This window comes from Paenibacillus sp. EKM10P (genome assembly GCF_011800655.1).
Taxonomy (GTDB): Bacteria; Bacillota; Bacilli; order Paenibacillales; family Paenibacillaceae; genus Paenibacillus; species Paenibacillus polymyxa.
On sequence record NZ_JAALET010000001.1, the window covers coordinates 611,584 to 631,526 of the forward strand.

Consider the following 19,943-nt stretch of genomic DNA (forward strand, 5'->3'; position numbering starts at 1 on the left):
ATGACGACGAAAAATACCATTGCTGTACTGGTAAATGATCATCCCGGCGTTTTGCAACGTGTATCTGGACTGTTTGGCCGCCGTGGCTTTAACATTGAGAGCATCACCGTCGGTCAATCGGAAGAAGCTGGATTATCCCGTATGGTCATAGTGACTGTAGGAGACGAGAACAACCTGGAGCAGATTGAAAAGCAGCTTTATAAGCTGGTTGATGTGATCAAGGTCATCGATCTCAGTTCCAAGCCGATGGTTGCTCGGGAGTTGGCGATGATTAAGGTAAAGGCCGAACCGCCTCAGCGACCAGAAATTATGGGTGTGGTAGAAACGTTCAGAGCAGCCGTAATTGATGTTGGTACGACGAGCTTGATCGTTCAGGTCATTGGCGATACCGAAAAAATTGATGCAATGATCGAATTGCTGAAGCCTTATGGTATTCGCGAGTTGACCCGAACCGGGGTTACAGCTATGATACGTGGCAATGCATAATATGAAGCTTTAACGATTTACCGCTTATAGCGCATTACATCATTAAAGAACCGCCCGCATAAGAGCGGGTGCTCGAAGAGATTTTTAAATGCCATTCAGAGGCGAAGTCTCTTGGACTACCCGCTCATTATGAAGGGTCCAATTAAAAGGAGGAAATTAACCATGGCAGTTACAACGTACTACGAAAAAGATGCAGAACTCAGCGTATTGAAAGGAAAAACAGTGGCCGTAATTGGTTACGGTAGCCAAGGACATGCTCAAGCACAAAACTTGCGTGACAGTGGTGTAAATGTTGTTATTGGTTTGCGTGAAGGCAAATCAGCTGATGTCGCAAGAAACGACGGTTTTGAAGTTCTGAACGTAGCTGATGCAACAAGCCGTGCAGATGTGGTTCAAATTTTGTTGCCTGATGAAACTCAAGCTTCTGTCTACAAAAACGAAATCGAACCTAACCTGAAAAAAGGCGCAGCACTTTTGTTCTCCCATGGTTTCAATGTTCATTTTGGACAAATCGTAGCTCCTAAAGATAGCGATGTATTGCTGGTTGCTCCAAAATCCCCAGGACATATGGTACGTCGTACCTATGTGGAAGGGTTTGGTGTACCGGGATTGATCGCAATTGAACAGGACGCAACAGGCCAAGCCAAAGAAATCGGTCTTGCTTACGCAAAAGGCATTGGCTGTACACGTGCAGGCGTAATTGAAACCTCCTTCCGTGAAGAAACGGAGACGGACCTGTTCGGTGAGCAGGCGGTATTGTGTGGCGGTGTGAGCGCACTCGTAAAAGCGGGCTTTGAAACATTGACTGAAGCCGGATATGCTCCTGAGATGGCATACTTCGAATGTTTGCATGAGCTTAAGCTGATCGTTGACCTGATGTATGAAGGTGGATTGGCAACAATGCGTGATTCCATCAGTAATACAGCAGAATATGGCGATTATGTAACTGGACCACGTGTGGTAACAGAAGATACGAAGAAAGCTATGAAGGATGTATTGACTGACATTCAACAAGGTAAATTTGCTCGTGACTTCATCCTTGAAAATCAATCTGGACGTGCATTCCTGACGGCTACTCGTCGTAATGAAGCTAACCATCCGATTGAAGTGGTGGGCGGACAATTGCGTGAAATGATGCATTGGATCAAAAAGTAACAACCTTTTGTACTATAAGCTCGACAACATGAATTATTTATAAATATTAATTACAATGCGGCCCTGCTTATTGCGTGAGCCGCATTGTAATTTAAGGGTCCAAATCCTGAGGAGGTGCGTTAGGTTGCGCAAAATATATATATTTGACACAACGTTGAGAGACGGAGAACAGTCACCTGGCGTGAACTTGAATACTCGTGAGAAAGTAGAGATCGCTCATCAGCTGGAAAAGCTGGGAATCGATCGTATGGAGGCTGGGTTCCCGGCTGCTTCTCCGGGTGATCTGGCGGCTGTTAATGCAGTAGCAAAAGCTGTAAAAAATTCGACCGTTATTGGCCTTTCGCGTGCAAGGGAACAGGATATTGATGCGGTTCGCGAGGCGCTTAAGGGAGCACAGGACCCGTGTATCCATATCTTTTTGGCAACCTCTCCAATTCATCGTCAGCATAAGCTGCGGATGGAGAAGGCACAGGTATTGGAAACTGCCCGTGCAGCCATTCGTTATGGATTGAAGTATTTGCCAAAAGTGGAGTTTTCTTTGGAGGATGCAGGGCGTACGGAGCTTGATTTTGTGGTTGAAATGGTCACCATGGCTGTACAGGAAGGGGCTTCTGTCGTCAATATTCCAGACACGGTAGGTTACTTAACACCCTACGAATACGGAAATATATTCAAACATATCAAGCAAAATGTGGTCGATGTGGAGAAGATTCAGTTGAGTGCACATTGCCACAATGACTTGGGAATGGCTACTGCTAATACGCTTGCTGCGATCCTGAACGGTGCAGATCAGATCGAGGGGACTATTAACGGTATCGGTGAACGTGCTGGAAACACGGCCATTGAGGAAATCGCCATGGCACTGGAGACGAGACAGGAATTTTTCCAAGCCAAAACGTCTCTGCAACTGTCTGAAATTGCACGCACGAGCCGATTGGTTAGCCGTTTGACGGGGATGGTAGTGCCGGGCAACAAGGCGATCGTGGGTGCCAACGCTTTTGCGCACGAATCAGGTATTCACCAAGACGGCATGCTGAAGGAAAAGACGACCTATGAAATTATGACACCGGAAAGTATCGGTCTGAAAGAAAGCAAGCTGGTACTGGGCAAGCATTCAGGGCGTCATGCTTTCCGGGAGCGTTTGGTTGAGTTGGGCTACGAATTGAACGAAGAAGATTTGAATCGCGCTTTTGGGCAGTTTAAGGATTTGGCTGATAAGAAGAAGGAAGTATCGGACGATGATATCCTGGCATTGCTGGAAGAAAAATTGGCCGATGCACCTGAAGTCTTCAAGCTGGAAACCATTTTCGTAACTTATGGGAACAAGGCTACGCCTTCCGCACAAGTGCGACTGGTTAACGATGAAGGTCAGGTGATTGAGACAGAAGCTGAAGGGAATGGTTCAGTCGATGCGATCTATAACGCGATTGATCAAGCCAGCAGCGAGAGTGTTGTACTTTCTGATTACTCCATTAAATCTGTTACCCATGGCAAGGACGCTCTAGGGGAAGTACATGTGGTGCTGACTCAGAACGGAATATCTGTACAGGGACGTGGGGTAAGCACCGATATTTTGGAAGCAAGTGCACGGGCTTATGTGGATGCACTGAACGGTTTGATCGACAAGCGTAAAAATTACAGCAATCGCGTAGACTATAAATCCTAATTTTATACAGGCCCAAGGAATGAGTATAGACAGGATCGGTATCGGTCCTGTTTTCTTATTCTCTGATGAAAAAATCAGCTTATAGGCTAAGCCTATTGAATTGATAGATTCTATATCTTGGTCAAAGCCCTCCCAAATATGTTACAAAGAAGGTATGAGAAATACGGCTGTATGGCTGTATAACAAGAGGAGTGTACGTGATGGCAGACGTTAAAAAGATTGCAGTAATAGCGGGAGACGGAATCGGACCTGAAGTGGTCGCAGAGGCAGAGAAAATTTTGAAACGTACGGAAGAAGTGTTTGGCCTCTCATTTGAAACAGAGCATGCGCTGTTCGGCGGGATTGCCATTGATAAGAAGGGGACTCCATTGCCGCAAGAAACACTGGCCGTATGTCAATCTGCAGATGCCGTGCTGTTGGGAGCGGTAGGTGGACCACAATGGGACAACAATCCTAAGGAGCTTCGTCCTGAAACCGGATTGCTCGGTATTCGCAAAGAGCTCGGTCTATTTTCAAATCTTCGTCCTGCTGTCGTTTTCGATTGTCTCAAGGACGCGTCTACATTGAAACCAGAGGTATTGGAAGGAACGGACTTGATCGTGGTGCGCGAACTGACGGGCGGCATTTATTTCGGTGAGAAGTACAGACGAGAGAGTGCTCAGGGGGAAGAAGCGGTCGATACTTGCGCATATAATGTAACAGAAGTAGAGCGTATTGTTCGTCAATCCTTCGAAATTGCACAAAAACGTCGCAAAAAACTCGCATCGGTGGATAAGGCTAATGTACTGGAAACTTCCCGTTTGTGGCGTGAAGTCGTTAACCGGGTCGCTGTAGATTACCCAGATGTCGAGCTTGAGCATGTATTGGTTGATAACTGTGCCATGCAATTGTTGCGTCGTCCATCTAGTTTTGACGTCATCGTAACGGAAAATATGTTTGGTGACATTCTTAGTGATGAAGCAGCTATGCTGACCGGGTCCATCGGTATGCTCTCATCTGCATCACTGGGAGAAGGCAGCTTCGGTCTGTATGAGCCGGTGCACGGCTCGGCGCCTGATATTGCAGGTCAAGGACTGGCGAATCCTATTGCAACAATTTTGTCCGTTGCTTTGATGTTCCGCCTCACCTTCGGGTACGAGAAAGCAGCTGACGCTATTGAGAAGGCGGTAGCTGAGGTACTGGATGCAGGACACCGTACGGCAGATATCGCAGTGGATAAATCACAAGCGATCTCGACAACTCAAATGGGCGATTTGATCGCAGCAGCTATTCGCTAAAGTCCCCGGAAACGTACTTGTTCTGTAAAAAAGCTTCCTATTATATAGTGAGGTTATACAGTATAATTTTATAGCAAATGTTTGACACAGTAGCTCCTGAGTATTCAGGAGCTACTTGCATATCAGAAAGCTGTTGAAATGTGAATAAATTGTGAATTTTTAAGCTAGTTTAAAATAATTATAAAAAAGTAATGGTTACAATATTGACTTTGATTTCAGCGAATGATAACATTTATCAAGTAGGTGGTTTATTACAATACAGATGATTGAGGAAAACACAATTGGTGTTTTTCTTACATATTTTAAAGGAGGATTTCACATTATGGCAGAAAGATTGGTAGGAAGACCCGCACCTGATTTTGCATTGGAAACAGTATCTGGAGACGGTCAAGAATTTGGCTCGGTGAAACTTTCCGATTACCGTGGCAAGTGGCTCGTATTTTTCTTCTATCCACTGGATTTCACTTTTGTATGCCCAACAGAAATTACAGCATTGAGCGATGCAGCTGACCAATTCAAAGAGCTGGATACTGAAATTTTGGGTATCAGTGTAGACTCCGTGCACAGCCACAAAGCATGGATCAACACAGCTAAAGAAAACAACGGTCTGGGCAAACTGAACTTCCCGTTGGCTTCTGACATCACGAAAAAAACAGCAAGCGACTATGGTGTTCTGATCGAAGAAGAAGGCGTTGCATTGCGCGGCTTGTTCATCATTGACCCAGAAGGCGAACTGAAATATCAAGTGGTTAACCACAATGATGTAGGTCGCAGTGTAGAAGAAACATTGCGTGTACTGCAAGCTTTGCAATCCGGTGGCTTGTGCCCAATGAACTGGAAACCAGGCGATAAAAATCTGTAATATTAGCTTTACAAGTTGAACTTAAACAAGCAAGCCCCCAACAAGCGGTTATTTTACCGTTGTTGGGGGCTTGCTTGCCTGCGCTATGCAGCGGAGTTATAGGAATAGCCTGTCTGAATCATGTAATACAGAGTGAAGTAACAAATAATTATGGAAATGTTGTTGTGTTCTGGAGGAATTTTGCCTGATGAAAGCGAATAAGGTATTGTAGAAGATAAACAAGGCAGAACAGGTTTTGTTCAGAGGAGGCTGAGCCCGGATGAGTTATTGCTGTGGAGCAAGCATGGTAGGAACCAAGGGAACGCTGAAGCATTACCGCACCCAAGTCCATAATGTTCCTTTGCTGTTTTGCCCGGTATGTCGTCGCATTGAAGTTCATTATAAAGTCGAAAATGAGTATGAAATTTTGGCTGAGTATGCACATGGAGATGGGGCATCCGAGATTGATTTTCAGGATTATGTCATGGAAGACGATGATACGATATTTGAAAATTGTGTAAATCGTGAGAGTGAAGATGCAGTTGAAATTGTGAAGCGCCAAATTGACATGTCGCTGGATTTATTGACGGTAGCCAAACAAATGAATGATGAGAAATGGCAGGGAGAGCTTAAGAGAAGACTGGCTGTTATGAGTCAAAGACGATCCCGGCTTCAACATAATAAGAGCGGCAGTTGACATCCTACACACCAAAGAAGCTCTCAAATCTGGAGAGCTTCTTTGGTGTGTAGGGCGCTTATTTTTAACTTATTTTTTTATTTTGGTAATGTTGCGCAGATATTATGACGAAAGAAAATAAGATAAAAATGTGGATTCGACACTTTTTCCGATTGACTGTGATCCTTAATCTTGTCTATCATAAAATAAGACTCGAATCGAAAAAAATGGTCGGAGTTGATTGAAACTGTTTTCTACACCATTTGAAGGGTAATCGATAGATACCTTTCTATTCTTCAAGAATATTACACGTCCGATACGGCCAGTTTATCATTCCGATACAAGGGGGAAGCCTGGCATGATCAGTGAATTCCAAGAAGCCTTGCTTGATACCGTGGGAGCTTGCCCTTCCACACAGATCGCCAATAATAAGTATGAAAATGTACTGGAGAACCTGGATAGTGGTATCATGCTGTTTGACAGTGACGGGGTACTGACCTTTATTAACGTGCAAATGGCGAGATTACTGGAGCTACCACGTAGTTCGCTCGCGGGTCGCAACCTGATGCAAATTTTGCATCATCCTGAGTTAAGTCGGTTTAAGAAGAAGAAAATCATGCGGATTTATAAAGAAACTATCTTTCATAGAAAGCGCTATCATGAGTTGATTGATGAGTATGGTCGGCATTGGTTGATAACAGTGACCTACGGTGATCAGATGGATGGCGATTTTTTGTTTAGTGTAAAGGATGTGTCGGATTATAAGCAGATTGAGCAAACGGCGTATCAAAACGACAAGCTTGCGATGCTGGGACGTATTTCGGCCTCTATCGCCCATGAAATCCGTAACCCGCTTACTGCAATCCGGGGTTTTATTCAATTGCTTCGGCCGCACTTGGTGGAGTTGGGCAGGGATGAGTATGCCCGTATTATTTTAACCGAGATTGATCGTGCGAACGACATTATTTATGAGTTTTTAAATTCGTCCAAGCCTTCTGCTCCACAAAAAACGGCTGTATCTGTGATGGGACTGTTGAAAGAAGTAGTGATGCTGACAGAAAGCGAGGCGTTGATGAAGGGCTGCCAGATCGTACTGGATGAAAATGATGAGCTCATGAAGGTTTCCATTGACGTGAAGCAGATTAAGCAGGTTATCCTCAATATGATTAAAAATGCAATGGATGCCATTGAAAGCATCAGCGGGGAACGAGAGGGATGCATTGATATCCATACCGTGCTTGAGGGCTCTTATGTGCACATTTGCATTGAGGATAACGGCTTAGGTATGGATCACAATACATTGGCGCGTTTATTCGATCCTTTTTTTACAACAAAAGAAAGTGGAACCGGCTTGGGATTGGCTGTGAGCTATCGTATTATCAAAAATCACGGAGGCTTCATTCATGTAGACAGTAAACATGGAAGCGGTACACAATTTAAAATCACACTTCCTGTAGTCTAATATGATGAGATTTTCGCAGAGGGGTCCTGTACATACTATTTCTGTTGTGGTGTGCAGCGTTGGGGTATAGGTATCACCTATTTGAAAAATGTCATCTGAAGCGCATGATCTGAAAAGATGATGCGCTTTTTTGGTACTGTAAGCATGTGCATTTGCATAAATGCGAAAATAAATTCATGAATATAGAACAAAAAAATGATTCACCTTTCACAGATTAAATGCTATTATATACCAGAATACAACATTTTTTTTGATACTATAGACTTAAACAACGGCTTCCAAAGCTGTCAAACGTCTTAGATGATCGGAATCTCCGATATGCAGGGGGCTGAAGAGGCTGAATGAATATACGGCTGGAAGTAAAAAAAACGATAGGCATTGGAATTGCCGCCATAGTTTTATTTGTCTTAGTGCAATTATTTCACGTAACTTTGAATAAAATATACTCCTATAATGTATTTTTCTTGGTATATCCGATTATAGGATTTGCCTGTGCGGCGATTTGTTTTTCTATTTTTTATCAATCCTGGTCCGTATTGCTGGAACAGTTAACCTGGCAGAGACTTCTTATTGCCCCAACGTTTTTGGTGGCTGGTCTGCTTTATCTTGTTCATATCGTTTCGTTTAGTTTCGTAAGCCTGACGGACTTTGCTTTGTCTCCGGGCATTTCGTTGTGGCTGCTGTTTGTAAATCGTGCCTTTACCTCGGTCATGCTCTTATTCGTTTGTTCCCTTCCATTTAGAAAGACGAAGTCAGAATACAAGACAGTGGCTTTGTGGGCAGGGATAGGCTGCACGTTGCTGATTCTAGGAGTTATAAAGGCATATGATGCAGGCTTACCGGATCTACGTATACGGTACGAATTAGGTAACCTGGGCTGGACGTTGAATCTGGTTGTCATGTTACTGCTGGTACTCACATTTATTTTTGGAGTACGAAAATATCGGAAAGTTCGCCCCGCGGAATTGGGCATGTTGCTTATGGTTCGTGGGATTGGGCTGTGTGTTGTGAGCCAGTTGTTCTATTTATTTGCTGAGCAAATGAGTGATATCAATCATCTTATAGGACTTTTGACTAACGTGATTGCGTTTTATAATTTGTTGAGCGGTCTGGTCCGGCTTATGGTTCTGGTTCCTTATCGGGAAAAACAGGCGGCAGAATCTGAATTTAATCATATTGCTTATAACGATGATATAACAGGCCTCCCCAATCGGCGACGTCTTTCCCAGCGCCTGGATAAAATATTGCGCCATTCATTGAAATCTGATGAGACAGTAGCGCTTTTAGTGCTAAATATTGATCGTTTCAAAGCGATTAATGATTCGCTTGGGCATACGGCAGGCAATTATTTGCTGTATGCGGTAGGCGAACGCTTGGGGCATTTTTGCCGCGAAGGTGAAGCGGTCTTTAGCATGGGTGGAGATGAATTTGCCTTTCTTCTAATGGGCTACGAAGATTCAGATGTCATGAGAAATCGTATTGATGATATGGTGAAGCTGTTCGATCAGCCGTTTGATATTAATGGGGAGTCTTATCATGTGATGGTGAGCGTTGGCATAGCTTTGTACCCGTCGGATGCGAATCAGAGCGAACAACTTATTCAACAGGCGGATACTGCTGTACATAGTGCCAAGGAGCAAGGGGTGAATTTTCAGCGGTATGCTAGTGCGATGCAGATGCGAGCGCATGAAAGACTCCAGTTGGAGAATGATTTGCGGCGTGCGCTTGAAAATGAAGAATTTTCATTGGTGTATCAGCCACGCGTCCACCTGCAAAGTGGCGAGCTAACGAGTTTAGAAGCGCTGGTGCGTTGGAATCATCCTCATCGCGGGATGGTGATGCCGGGTGATTTTATTCCAGTAGCTGAAGAAAGTGGCCTGATCGTGCCCTTGGGGGAATGGGTGTTGCGTGAGGCATGTCTCCAAAATAAGCAGTGGCAGGAGCTGGGGTATCCATCGATTCCGATTTCGGTCAATTTATCCATGCGCCAATTCCAGCAAAAAAAGCTGGTTGATGTCATTCGGGGCATTTTGTCCGATACGGGACTGGAGGCACGCTATTTAGAGCTGGAGATTACCGAGAGTATGACTTTTGATAAGGACCGGGCCTTTGAACAGTTGAAAAAAATAAAAGCTATTGGTGTTGCAATCAGTATTGATGATTTTGGAACGGGTTATAGCTCATTGCATTATTTGAAAAATCTTCCGATTGATCGTCTGAAAATTGACCGGTCCTTTGTAAATGAGGTACTGGTTGACAGCAAAAATGCGGCCATTGTATCTACCATTGCCTCTATGGCTCACCATTTGAAGCTGAAGGTTACGGCTGAAGGGGTGGAGAATGAGGAGCAGCTTCAATTTTTGCAGGCGCAGGATTGTCATGAAGGTCAGGGGTATTATTTTAGCCGTCCCATTCCGGCAGAAGTTTTTGAAAAATTGTTTTTACGTAAACCTGTGAATTGGCTGGCTCAGGATGGCGTCTAGTATGCTTGCATTTTACAAAAAGGTAAGTTATACTAAATACCATCCTGATTCAGTTAGTTGACAAAGTTTTGTGCATGTCATACATAAGAATCAAGATGTTATATAATGCGGGTGTAGTTCAATGGTAGAACTTCAGCCTTCCAAGCTGATAGCGTGGGTTCGATTCCCATCACCCGCTTACGATTTTTAAAATTTCGAAACCCTTGTGACTCAAGGGTTTTTATTTTGTTTGCAATAAGAATATATTTTAGCCGGGATACCAATGGGGGATCCCGGCTTTTTGCGTTCCTGCGAACTATTTTCACGCTGATAAATAATACAATATTAAATATTTTTCTTATATGCTATAAATAAACAGATAAAAAGAACTATTTACCATTTTGCGAAAAAAGTATAGTCTCGTAATTGGAATTTAATATAAAAAAAGGATGGTGTAGCTGCGATGAGAAAAATCTCTTTTCTTTTAGCTTTAGCCTTTGTGTTTTTTACTTTTTCAGCAAGTGCTACGTTCGCTGCGACTGATTTCCCAAATACGTCGACGAATGGCATGATTGGTTTTGCTGGACAGGCTAAAAGCGAAACGGGAGCTTCAAAGCCTGCTACAACAGGGGGCAAAAATGGTCAGGTCATCTATATCAATAATCTAAACGAATTGAAAAATCAGCTAGGGGACTCAACACCTAAAATTCTGGTCATCGAAAAGAATATTTCTGCTTCTTCTAAAACCGTGATCAATATTGGTTCCAACAAATCGCTAATCGGCTCTTATGCGCAAAATAAGCTAATCAATATTCATTTGAAAACAACAGCTAACTCGGGAAATGTGATCTTTCAAAATTTAACTTTTGAGCACAGCGCCAGCATTAATGGTAATGATGATATCCAGTTATATCTTACTGCGGGCACAAATTATTGGATTGATCATGTTACTTTTGCAGGTCATAATTATAATGCAAATGGCTCGGATCTGGACAAGCTTTTGTACATAGGGCAATCGGCTGATTATGTAACCATTAGCAACTCCAAATTTGCTAATCATAAATATGGCCTTATTCTGGGTTATCCAGATGACAGCAATAAAAATTATGATGGCATGCCGCATATTACAATTGCTAATAATTATTTTGAAAACTTACTTGTACGCGGTCCAGGTCTGATGAGATATGGATATTTCCATGTGAAAAATAATTATATTAATAATTTTCAGTTGGCTTACACAATAGCAACCAATGCACGAATTTATTCCGAAAATAATTATTTTGGAAAAGGTAGTGAAAAGGGCGGTATTCTGGATGATAAAGCCAATGGTGAATTTAAAGATGTAGGTAGTTTTCCAGCCATCACCAACCAAAAATCGCCTGTGACCCGATGGAATCCGAGCAAGAACTACCGTTATCAAGTTCAAACCCCTGAATATACTAAAGAATTTGTAACTAAGTATGCAGGTTCGTCCAATACAACGTTGGTATTTGGAAAATAAAACTGGTATTGCAAAAATACTGTGATCTGCTATACTGACTGCAAGTAAGTATCCCATAAAAAGGAAGGTAACCATACGTCCGATGAAGTAAGCACACTGATTTTCCCACTCAACTGCACGTTACTGGCAGGCGGCTGCAAGCTGCAACGGGAGAAGTGTGTCTGAAATGAAAGTAGGGACGTATGCGTATATTTCCGAAACGGGATTTGTTTTTTTCGTTCGCGGTGTTATTTTTCATATGCATATGTTCTGAAATAATTCATAGCAGTCATTCTATTTTCCTGTATGCAAGCCGCAGCCTTCTGCGGCTTTTTTTATTGCTTCCGGTGTAAAAACCGGGCTGGGAAAGGATGATCGTGGTATGAAAACCATTTTGCGAGTTCGCAATGTAGTCAAGGAATGGAACGGGACATCTATATTTGAGAATGTGTCGATGGATGTGACGGAAGGAGAACGGCTCGCGTTGTTTGGGAGGAATGGAGCCGGTAAAACAACGTTATTACGAATATTGCTGGGAGATGAAGCGCCAACCTCCGGTCAAGTAGAATATGATTTGCCCATGGAAGAGCGAGGCTGGCTGAAGCAGCAGGATACAGTGGATAGGTCTCGAACCGCACTGGAGGCCGCACAGCAGGCCAGCCCTCGGCATTGGCGTCTCAAGCAAACGCTGGGAGAGCTGGAAGCTGACCTAGCCGATGCTGGTAAGGATATGGAGCAGCAACTGGAGCGTTACGGCGAGCTGATGGATGAATACGAACGCCTGCAAGGCTTTGCTTGGGAGTCTGAGGTGGAAAAGGCGCTCACCCGAATGGGAATGCCTACACAGACCTGGTCCATTGCTTATGGTGATCTGAGTGGCGGACAGAAGACGAGAGTACGACTGGCTGGCCTGATGGTCAGGCAGCCCAAGCTGCTGGTACTGGATGAGCCAACCAACCATTTGGATGCCGAAAGTATGCTCTGGCTGGAGCAGTGGCTGTCCTCGTATCCTGGAACACTGCTGTTTGTATCGCATGACAGAGCCTTTTTGGATCAGGTGGCTACGAGTATAGTTGAGCTTACATCCACAGGTATTGAGCGCTATAAAGGTGGTTATAAGGAATATAAAGCGCAGAAGGAGCGGGAACTGCGAGAGCAGGAGGCGAGCTATCGGAAGCAGGAACTGGCGAGACAGGCGCTGGAGGAAACGATTCGAAATTACAGGGAATGGTTTCATCAGGCGCATCGCAGCGCATCCAAGGTTGAAATGGCCATTACGCAGAGCTTTTACAAGGCCAAGGCTAAAAAAAATATTTCCCGTTATCATGCAAAGGAGAAGGAATTGGAGCGACTGGAGGCTAACAGGATAGAGCAACCACGTGAAGCTCCGTCTTTGCACATGAAATTAAATGACAGCGGGTTTCAGGCTAAATATTTGCTGCGTACTGAGCAGGTTGACTTTAGCTACGACGACCATGTCATCGTGAAAAATCTAAATCTGAACGTTGCACGTGGGGATCGTTTGGCTGTTCGAGGACCCAATGGAATTGGCAAAACCACGCTGCTTCGGTTATTAACAGGTCAGCTTGAACCGAAGACGGGAAAAATCACAGCCAACCCACAGTTGAATATCGGGTATTTTTCACAGGAGTTGGAGCAGCTTCCAGAGGATCAGACGTTGCTCGACAGTCTGCTTGCACTCCCAACCATGACCCAAACAGAAGCGAGAACGGTGCTGGGCTGTTTTTTATTTGCCAAAGAGGATGTATTCAAAAGGATCGGAACGCTCAGTATGGGAGAAAAATGCAGGGTAGCTTTTCTGCGTCTGTACTTTAGTGGAGCCAATCTGCTGGTGCTGGATGAACCGACGAATTACTTTGACATTGAAACCCGTGAAATTGTAGAGGACTCTTTACGCCGATATGATGGGGCATTGGTACTCGTCTCGCATGACCGGGAGCTGGTGCGTTGTACGGCAACTCGATTACTCGATATGCAGCCGGGGGGCGGATATGAAATCTACGAGGGGACGGCCGACGAAAAACAAGAAGATGAACGGAGAAGCATCCGAGAGCCCAAGGATCAGGGAGAGCGGGAGGAACGTCTACGATTACAGCTGCGTCTTACCGAACTGATGGGAATGACGGGGACGAGTGAAGCAAATGAGGAGCTCTTGAGCGATATCAGGCGCATTCGTGCCAAGCTGGATCAGTTGAATGATCCCGATATCTGAAGGAATGAAATATAGGCGCTGCTTGCCAAAGTGCAGTAGTTTGCATATAATAATGAACAATAGTTCGTATTTAGAAAATGTCTTGATGGAGAAGAGTAGGCAGTGTCCGATTGAACAGGGAGGAAGCGCCGTAGGATTGAGAGCGTTTCTGCAAATATTGGGCTGTTGAAGTTCGCTCCGGAGCAGTTCCTTGAACCTCAAGCGTCATGTAAATGGCGGTTGTGCAAGTAGGGGATACCGGTTCACGACCGTTACAACGTGCAGAGCGAGATGATGATGCATAGCATGAATGAACCCCCGTACTGATTGCCACAAGGCAACGCATCGGGTAGCTGAACTTCATTGTCTAACGAGGGTGGTACCACGGTCTTTTCGTCCCTTTTCGGGAGAAAAGACCTTTTTTTGTTGTCTGAAAAGCTGGATATGAAGAAAGGGGACTGAACAGGCGATGAGCGAAACCATCCAAATGAAGGAACATTTGCTGGCCTTGAAGGAAGAAGCACTGGAAGTATTGGAGAAGGTGGAAACACCCAAGGAGCTGGCTGATCTACGAGTTAAATATTCGGGTAAAAAGGGTGCACTGACCGAAATTTTGCGCGGTATGGGCAAGCTGAGTGCGGAAGAGCGTCCAGTTGTTGGCCAGGTAGCCAATGAGGTGCGTGAGGCGATTGAAGAGGTCGTTAACCGTAAGCAGGACGAGTTCACGAAAGCAGAAACGAATGAGCGCCTGCAAGCAGAAAAAATCGACGTTACGTTGCCTGGACGCGCAATGCCGCAAGGCGGGCTCCACCCACTTAACAAAGTGATCGAGCAAATCGAGGATATTTTTACAGGTATGGGATATCGAGTGGCTGAGGGACCGCAGGCAGAGACCGATTATTATAACTTCGAAGCATTGAATCTGCCTAAAAACCACCCGGCACGTGATATGCAGGATTCATTTTACCTGACCGAGGATCTGTTGATGCGTACTCATACGTCACCAGTTCAGATTCGCGCGATGGAGGCGATGAAGGGTGAAACGCCTATTAAGGTGATTTGTCCGGGTACGGTATTCCGACGTGATGATGACGATGCAACGCATTCCTTCCAATTCCACCAAATTGAAGGCCTTGTGATTGGAAAAGACATTCGTATGAGTGATTTGAAAGGAACCTTGCTGCAATTTGCACGCGAAATGTTCGGGGAATCGACCGAAATCCGCTTGCGCCCAAGCTTCTTTCCGTTCACCGAGCCAAGTGCTGAAGTAGACGTGACTTTTGTGAAGAAAAACGGCGAGCGCGTGTGGATTGAAATTTTGGGCTGTGGTATGGTGCATCCGAAAGTGCTGGAAATGGGTGGTTTTGATCCCGAGGTGTACAGTGGCTTTGCATTCGGTATGGGTGTAGAACGGATAGCCATTTTGAAATACGGCATTGACGATATTCGCCATTTTTATAACAGCGATCTGTCGTTCTTGAAGCAGTTTGCGCGTCAATAAACAACTATATCAAGGGAAGTGAACCCATATGAAAGTATCATTCGAGTGGCTGTCCGAGTATGTATCACTGGATCAAGTGAGTGCGGAGGAGCTAGCAGAAAAAATCACCCGTTCGGGCATTGAAATTGATGAAGTTGAACATCGTAACCAAGGAATTACTGGCGTCGTTGTAGGCTATGTCAAAAGCAAGGAAAAGCACCCGGATGCGGATAAGCTGAATGTGTGTATTGTCGATGCGGGTCAGGGAGAAGACCTGCAAATTGTGTGTGGTGCCAAGAACGTGGATGCAGGTCAAAAGGTTCCTGTTGCAGTTGTAGGTGCCAAGCTACCAGGAGATTTTCATATTAAAAAGGCCAAGCTGCGTGGTGTTGTGTCCATGGGCATGATCTGCTCGGCCAAAGAACTGGGCATGAATGATAAGCTATTGCCAAAAGAATTGCAGGAAGGCATTTTGGTGCTGCCAGAGGATGCTGAAATTGGTACGCCAATTACGAAGCTGCTTGCCCTGGATGATCAGGTGCTGGATTTTGATTTGACACCCAACCGCTCGGATTGCCTGAGCATGCATGGAGCTGCATATGAAGTAAGTGCCATTCTAGGACGTGACATTTCGCTCGCTGACCCTGCTAAGGATCTGGTGGAAATTAGCGATGCTGCGGCAGATCACTTGTCCGTTAAGGTGGATACTCCTGAACTGTGCACACACTATGCAGCGCGTTATATCACAGGTGTTAAAGTGGGCCCTTCACCGTTATGGATTCAAAACCGTCTGATGGCGGCAGGTGTTCGTCCGATAAACAATATCGTAGATATTACGAACTACGTTATGCTGGAATATGGTCAGCCGTTGCATGCTTTTGATGCGGATAAGCTGGAAAATGGAAATATTGAGGTGCGACTTGCTCGTACAGGCGAAACTTTGATTACACTTGACAATCAGGAGCGTAAGCTGGAACCACATATGCTGTTGATCACAGACGGTGTAAAGCCGATTGCATTGGCAGGCGTGATGGGTGGAGCCAATTCTGAGGTTACGGATGCGACGGTTAGCATTGCGTTGGAATCTGCGAAGTTTGACGGCGGTACCGTTCGTAAAACATCCCGCCAACTGGGACTGCGTTCGGAAGCAAGTCTGCGTTTTGAAAAAGAGGTTGATCCAGGAGCTGTTATACCTGCTGTAAATCGTGCAGCTGCGCTGATTCAGCGTTATGCAGGGGGCACTGTACACCAGGGCATCGTAGAGTCTGCTTCTGCAAAAGCTAAAAACCACATTATCAAGCTGTCGCTAGATAAAATAAACCGATATTTGGGAACCGAACTGTCCCTGCTTGAGGTGAAGACGATTCTTGGTAGACTTCATTTTGGATGTGGCGATGCAGAACAAGGGGTGCTGGAAGTTGAAGTACCTACACGTCGTGGAGATATTACCATTGATGTGGACTTAATCGAAGAAGTGGCACGTCTGTATGGCTATGACAATATCCCAACCACGCCTATTGAGGGACCGACAACTCCAGGAGCTTTGACGGCATCGCAGTCCCTGCGTCGTTCCTTGCGCAGATTGCTGGCTCATGGTGGCTGGCAGGAAACGATCAGTTACTCTTTTGTGCATCCGCAAAGCACAGCTTTATTTAATGCTCTGACAGAAGGCAGCCATCCGGTACGTTTGGCTATGCCTATGAGCGAAGACCGTAGTGTATTGCGTACAAGCATCATTCCGCAAATGCTGGATACAGCGGTGTACAACATGAATCGGAAGCAAGATAATCTGGCGATTTTTGAGATGGGAACTGTATTTTATACAGAAGAGCAAACATTAACCCGCCAGCCGCAGGAAATTCAAGTGCTGAGTCTGCTGCTGACTGGAGTGCGCCGTGAAAAACAATGGAACATCGGAGCCGAAAAGGTTGACTTCTTTGATATTAAAGGTGCGCTTGAAACAGTGTTCGACTATTTTGGACTAAGTGCCAGCATTCGCTATGTGGCTGACCAGCCGCAAAGCTACCACCCAGGACGTTCCGCTTCGGTATGGCTGGATGTGAACGGAAACTCCCAACGGATCGGTACAGTTGGGCAGATTCATCCTGAACTGCAACAGTCCTATGGGCTGAACGATACGTATGTAGCTGAAATCGCGTTGCAACAGCTCGTTGAGCATGCAAACTCCCATATTCAGTTCAGAGAGCTGGCTCGCTTCCCGTCCGTGGAACGTGACATTGCCCTCGTGGTGAATAAAGACGTTGAGGCAGGTGAACTGCTTCGTGTTATTCACGCTGCAGGCGGAGAACTGTTGCAGGATGCACGGGTGTTTGATGTATTTACAGGCAGCAAGCTTGGTGAAGACAAGAAGAGCGTGGCTATTTCCCTGACCTATCGTCATTGGGAGCATACGTTGACGGATGAAGAGATTAATGCGGCGCATTCTCCTGTCGTTACGTCTCTAGAACAAACTTTTGGAGCGGAATTGAGAAAGTAGCAGGAAATGCGGGAAGCCGTATCGAATCTTAGTGACAGAGGTTCGATACGGCTTTTTGGCCTATCATCATAGAAGCTCTCTACTCTGATATTCACCCGCTGCGGGGAAGCCGGACTAATAAGGTTGAACGCTTCACGGAAGGCGGGTTACCCTAGTACCGGATACACCTTAGAATCAACATACAGTAGTATTGAAGGAGGGCATAATTGTGACTACACCAGATCGTACTCGCGTCACTGTAGAGATCTACGGTACTTCTTATAAACTTGTCGGCAGCAATAGCGATTATATGAAGCAGGTTGCTAATTACGTAGATGAACGTATGCACAGCATTTCTCAAGCACATTCGCGTCTGGATATGCCCCGAATTGCCGTGCTGGCTGCGGTTCATATGGCTGAAGAAGCTGTACAAATTCAGGAGATTCAGAGCCATATGAACCGCTTGGCAGCGGAACGGGCGGAGCTCCGGGGAGATCTGGCCCAACTCCAGACGGCTCTAGGGGAACAACAGCAGAAAAATACAGATATGCACCAAGCCCTTGTTCAATTGAGGGAAGAAAAAGAAACGACGCAGAAGAAACTGGTGGAGACCGAATCTACATCAGCCAAGGAAATTGCCGAACTAAGGGCAAAGCTTGAACAGCAGGAGAAAAAAGCGGCTGAACTTGAAAATGCACAAAAACAAGCTAAGCGTGAATTGGAAGAATCTCGTCAAGAGGCTTCTCGTAAGCTGAAAGAGCAGCAAGAGGCTGCAAATGCGCGTGTCCGGCAGACAGAAGAGCAGTTGAAGAAGGAAATAGCCGAAGCGGCTAAACAGGCTGAAGCTAAGCTTTCCGCTGCGGAAAAGGCTCATCAGGAGCGAAAACGTATAGAGCTGGACAATTTGCGATCTACTTTGCAGCAAGAGCATAGCCAGAAGATAAGCGAATGGCAGATCAAATGCTCCGGGCTGAATGAGCAGCTGGAGCAGGAACGTAAACAGGCTGAATTGGCTCTAAATGAGGAAAAGCTCCAGCATGAGGAAGCGCAGAAACGTGCTGAAGAAGCTGCACTGGAGCAGGAGATTCGGATGGAGGAGCTTCAGGAGCAATTAGAACAAGTACAAGCAGGAAATGCAGAGCTTTCTTCTCGTCTGGAGAAGGCTCAAGAGCAAGCTGCAGCATTGGAGCAACAACAGTCCGAGCTGGAGGCTGAACTGCAAACACAGCAACAGGCAGCAACAGAGCGGGAGCAGGCAAACACGCTTGCGCGTGAAGAACTGCAAAGCAGATATGATCAGTTGGTGAATGAAGCCAAGGCTACGCAGCAGCAGGCGGCTAAGCTGGAGGAAGAGCAGCGCCGGATGCAGAAGCTGCTGGAGCAAGCTCATGTATCTTCTCGCAAGCTGCAAAGCGAGCTGGCTACGCTGGCTGAAAGTGAGAAGGCATGGAAGAAGCTTGCAGAAGAACGTCAGTTGGCAGCCGATGAGTTGGAGCTTTCCCTGCTGGAAGCGCGTGAACAGAAGGAAGCGACAGAGGAACAACTACAGCAGACTGTGGCTGAGGTTGAGGCTGCTAATGATAAATATGCTTCACAACAGCAACGGCTGGTTCAACTTGAAGCGAAAATCAAGGAGCTGTCGCCTGAGCTGATTCGTGTTCAGGACGAGCTTGAGAAAGCCCAAGTCCGAGAGCAAGAGAGTGCGAAGGCGTATCAATCGCTTCAGGAGCAATATGGAAGCATGAAGAGCCGAGCTGGACAGCTGGAGCAACATATTAAGCAACTCCAGCAGGAAAATCATGACCGGCAAAGTGAATTGGAACGTGCTGAGAAGGCCTCTGTGGAATGGCAGCTTAAATACGATCAGTTGAAGGCTGAAGCGGAACGTTTGGAAGCTGAAGATGCTGCCCGCAAGGAAGAATTTGCTTCTTGGGAACGGGAAATAGCGGTAACGATTGAACAAAAAGAACAGCTTCAGGAGGAGATTCGTTCCGCGGTTGAAGCTGCCAACACCGCAAAGGCAGAACAGCAGTCCATAGAGCAGGAACGCATGGCCTTGCAGTCTGAGTTAGATGAAGTAGGTCAAAAATATGAAATGGCGGCTCATCAGCTTCGTTTACTACAAGTACAACAGGACGTAGACCGAGAAAATGCAGAGAAGATTTCAACAGAATTACGTCAACTAAAGGAAGAATACACCAAGCTTCAAACCGAGTATAATGAATGGATTGAGCTTATCGAACAGGATCAGTAGATACGGATTATAAATG

Annotated in this window: 14 protein-coding genes and 1 tRNA gene; 14 read left to right on the top strand and 1 reads right to left on the bottom strand. The window is 45.6% G+C overall.

All coding sequences use genetic code 11. The annotated features are described in order from the left end of the window. The 11 genes from ilvN (at position 1) to abc-f (ending at position 13,738) form a co-directional block, all read left to right on the top strand. Positions 1 to 486, top strand: a complete 486-nt coding sequence (ilvN, locus tag HFE01_RS02750) for an acetolactate synthase small subunit (protein WP_016820552.1) — start codon at positions 1 to 3, stop codon at positions 484 to 486. Positions 487 to 648: 162 nt separating this feature from the next. Further along, entirely contained in the window at positions 649 to 1,641 is a 993-nt protein-coding gene (gene ilvC / locus HFE01_RS02755) for a ketol-acid reductoisomerase (RefSeq protein ID WP_013309387.1), read from the top strand. Positions 1,642 to 1,765: 124 nt separating this feature from the next. Beyond that, positions 1,766 to 3,307, top strand: coding sequence for a 2-isopropylmalate synthase (locus HFE01_RS02760; RefSeq protein WP_013370081.1), 1,542 nt, complete (start codon positions 1,766 to 1,768; stop codon positions 3,305 to 3,307). 200 nt (positions 3,308 to 3,507) lie between these two features. Next, positions 3,508 to 4,584 (top strand): 3-isopropylmalate dehydrogenase, encoded by a 1,077-nt coding sequence (leuB, locus tag HFE01_RS02765; protein ID WP_044785876.1) that lies wholly within the window; start codon positions 3,508 to 3,510, stop codon positions 4,582 to 4,584. A gap of 322 nt (positions 4,585 to 4,906) precedes the next feature. Next, positions 4,907 to 5,446 carry a peroxiredoxin gene (locus HFE01_RS02770; protein ID WP_013370083.1) on the top strand — a complete coding sequence of 180 codons (540 nt, stop codon included), beginning with the start codon at positions 4,907 to 4,909 and terminating at the stop codon, positions 5,444 to 5,446. A 259-nt stretch (positions 5,447 to 5,705) separates the two neighbouring features. Next, positions 5,706 to 6,122: a hypothetical protein gene (locus HFE01_RS02775; protein WP_016820546.1), complete on the top strand. Its 417-nt coding sequence runs from the start codon at positions 5,706 to 5,708 to the stop codon at positions 6,120 to 6,122. 337 nt (positions 6,123 to 6,459) lie between these two features. Continuing rightward, positions 6,460 to 7,563 carry an ATP-binding protein gene (locus HFE01_RS02780; protein WP_019686642.1) on the top strand — a complete coding sequence of 368 codons (1,104 nt, stop codon included), beginning with the start codon at positions 6,460 to 6,462 and terminating at the stop codon, positions 7,561 to 7,563. A 341-nt stretch (positions 7,564 to 7,904) separates the two neighbouring features. Next, on the top strand, positions 7,905 to 10,046 hold the full coding sequence (locus HFE01_RS02785) for a bifunctional diguanylate cyclase/phosphodiesterase (protein ID WP_019686643.1): 2,142 nt from the start codon (positions 7,905 to 7,907) through the stop codon (positions 10,044 to 10,046). Between the two features lie 107 nt (positions 10,047 to 10,153). After that, positions 10,154 to 10,224 (top strand) — tRNA-Gly (locus HFE01_RS02790). 264 nt (positions 10,225 to 10,488) lie between these two features. After that, positions 10,489 to 11,526, top strand: a complete 1,038-nt coding sequence (locus HFE01_RS02795) for a pectate lyase family protein (protein ID WP_045243983.1) — start codon at positions 10,489 to 10,491, stop codon at positions 11,524 to 11,526. Positions 11,527 to 11,887: 361 nt separating this feature from the next. Beyond that, positions 11,888 to 13,738, top strand: coding sequence for a ribosomal protection-like ABC-F family protein (gene abc-f, locus HFE01_RS02800; RefSeq protein ID WP_045243982.1), 1,851 nt, complete (start codon positions 11,888 to 11,890; stop codon positions 13,736 to 13,738). Between the two features lie 70 nt (positions 13,739 to 13,808). On the opposite strand, the gene HFE01_RS02805 is transcribed toward abc-f, so the two are convergent. Next, positions 13,809 to 14,081 carry a hypothetical protein gene (locus HFE01_RS02805; RefSeq protein ID WP_146032336.1) on the bottom strand — a complete coding sequence of 91 codons (273 nt, stop codon included), beginning with the start codon at positions 14,079 to 14,081 and terminating at the stop codon, positions 13,809 to 13,811. Positions 14,082 to 14,186: 105 nt separating this feature from the next. Here HFE01_RS02805 and pheS point away from each other — a divergent pair, with 105 nt between their 5' ends. The 3 genes from pheS to HFE01_RS02820 all read left to right on the top strand — a co-directional run bounded on the left by pheS (position 14,187) and on the right by HFE01_RS02820 (position 19,927). Then, on the top strand, positions 14,187 to 15,218 hold the full coding sequence (gene pheS, locus HFE01_RS02810) for a phenylalanine--tRNA ligase subunit alpha (protein WP_016820540.1): 1,032 nt from the start codon (positions 14,187 to 14,189) through the stop codon (positions 15,216 to 15,218). Between the two features lie 28 nt (positions 15,219 to 15,246). Then, positions 15,247 to 17,694, top strand: coding sequence for a phenylalanine--tRNA ligase subunit beta (gene pheT / locus HFE01_RS02815; protein ID WP_017426637.1), 2,448 nt, complete (start codon positions 15,247 to 15,249; stop codon positions 17,692 to 17,694). A 208-nt stretch (positions 17,695 to 17,902) separates the two neighbouring features. Next, on the top strand, positions 17,903 to 19,927 hold the full coding sequence (locus HFE01_RS02820) for a DNA repair protein (RefSeq protein WP_045243981.1): 2,025 nt from the start codon (positions 17,903 to 17,905) through the stop codon (positions 19,925 to 19,927). Positions 19,928 to 19,943: the final 16 nt, after the last annotated feature.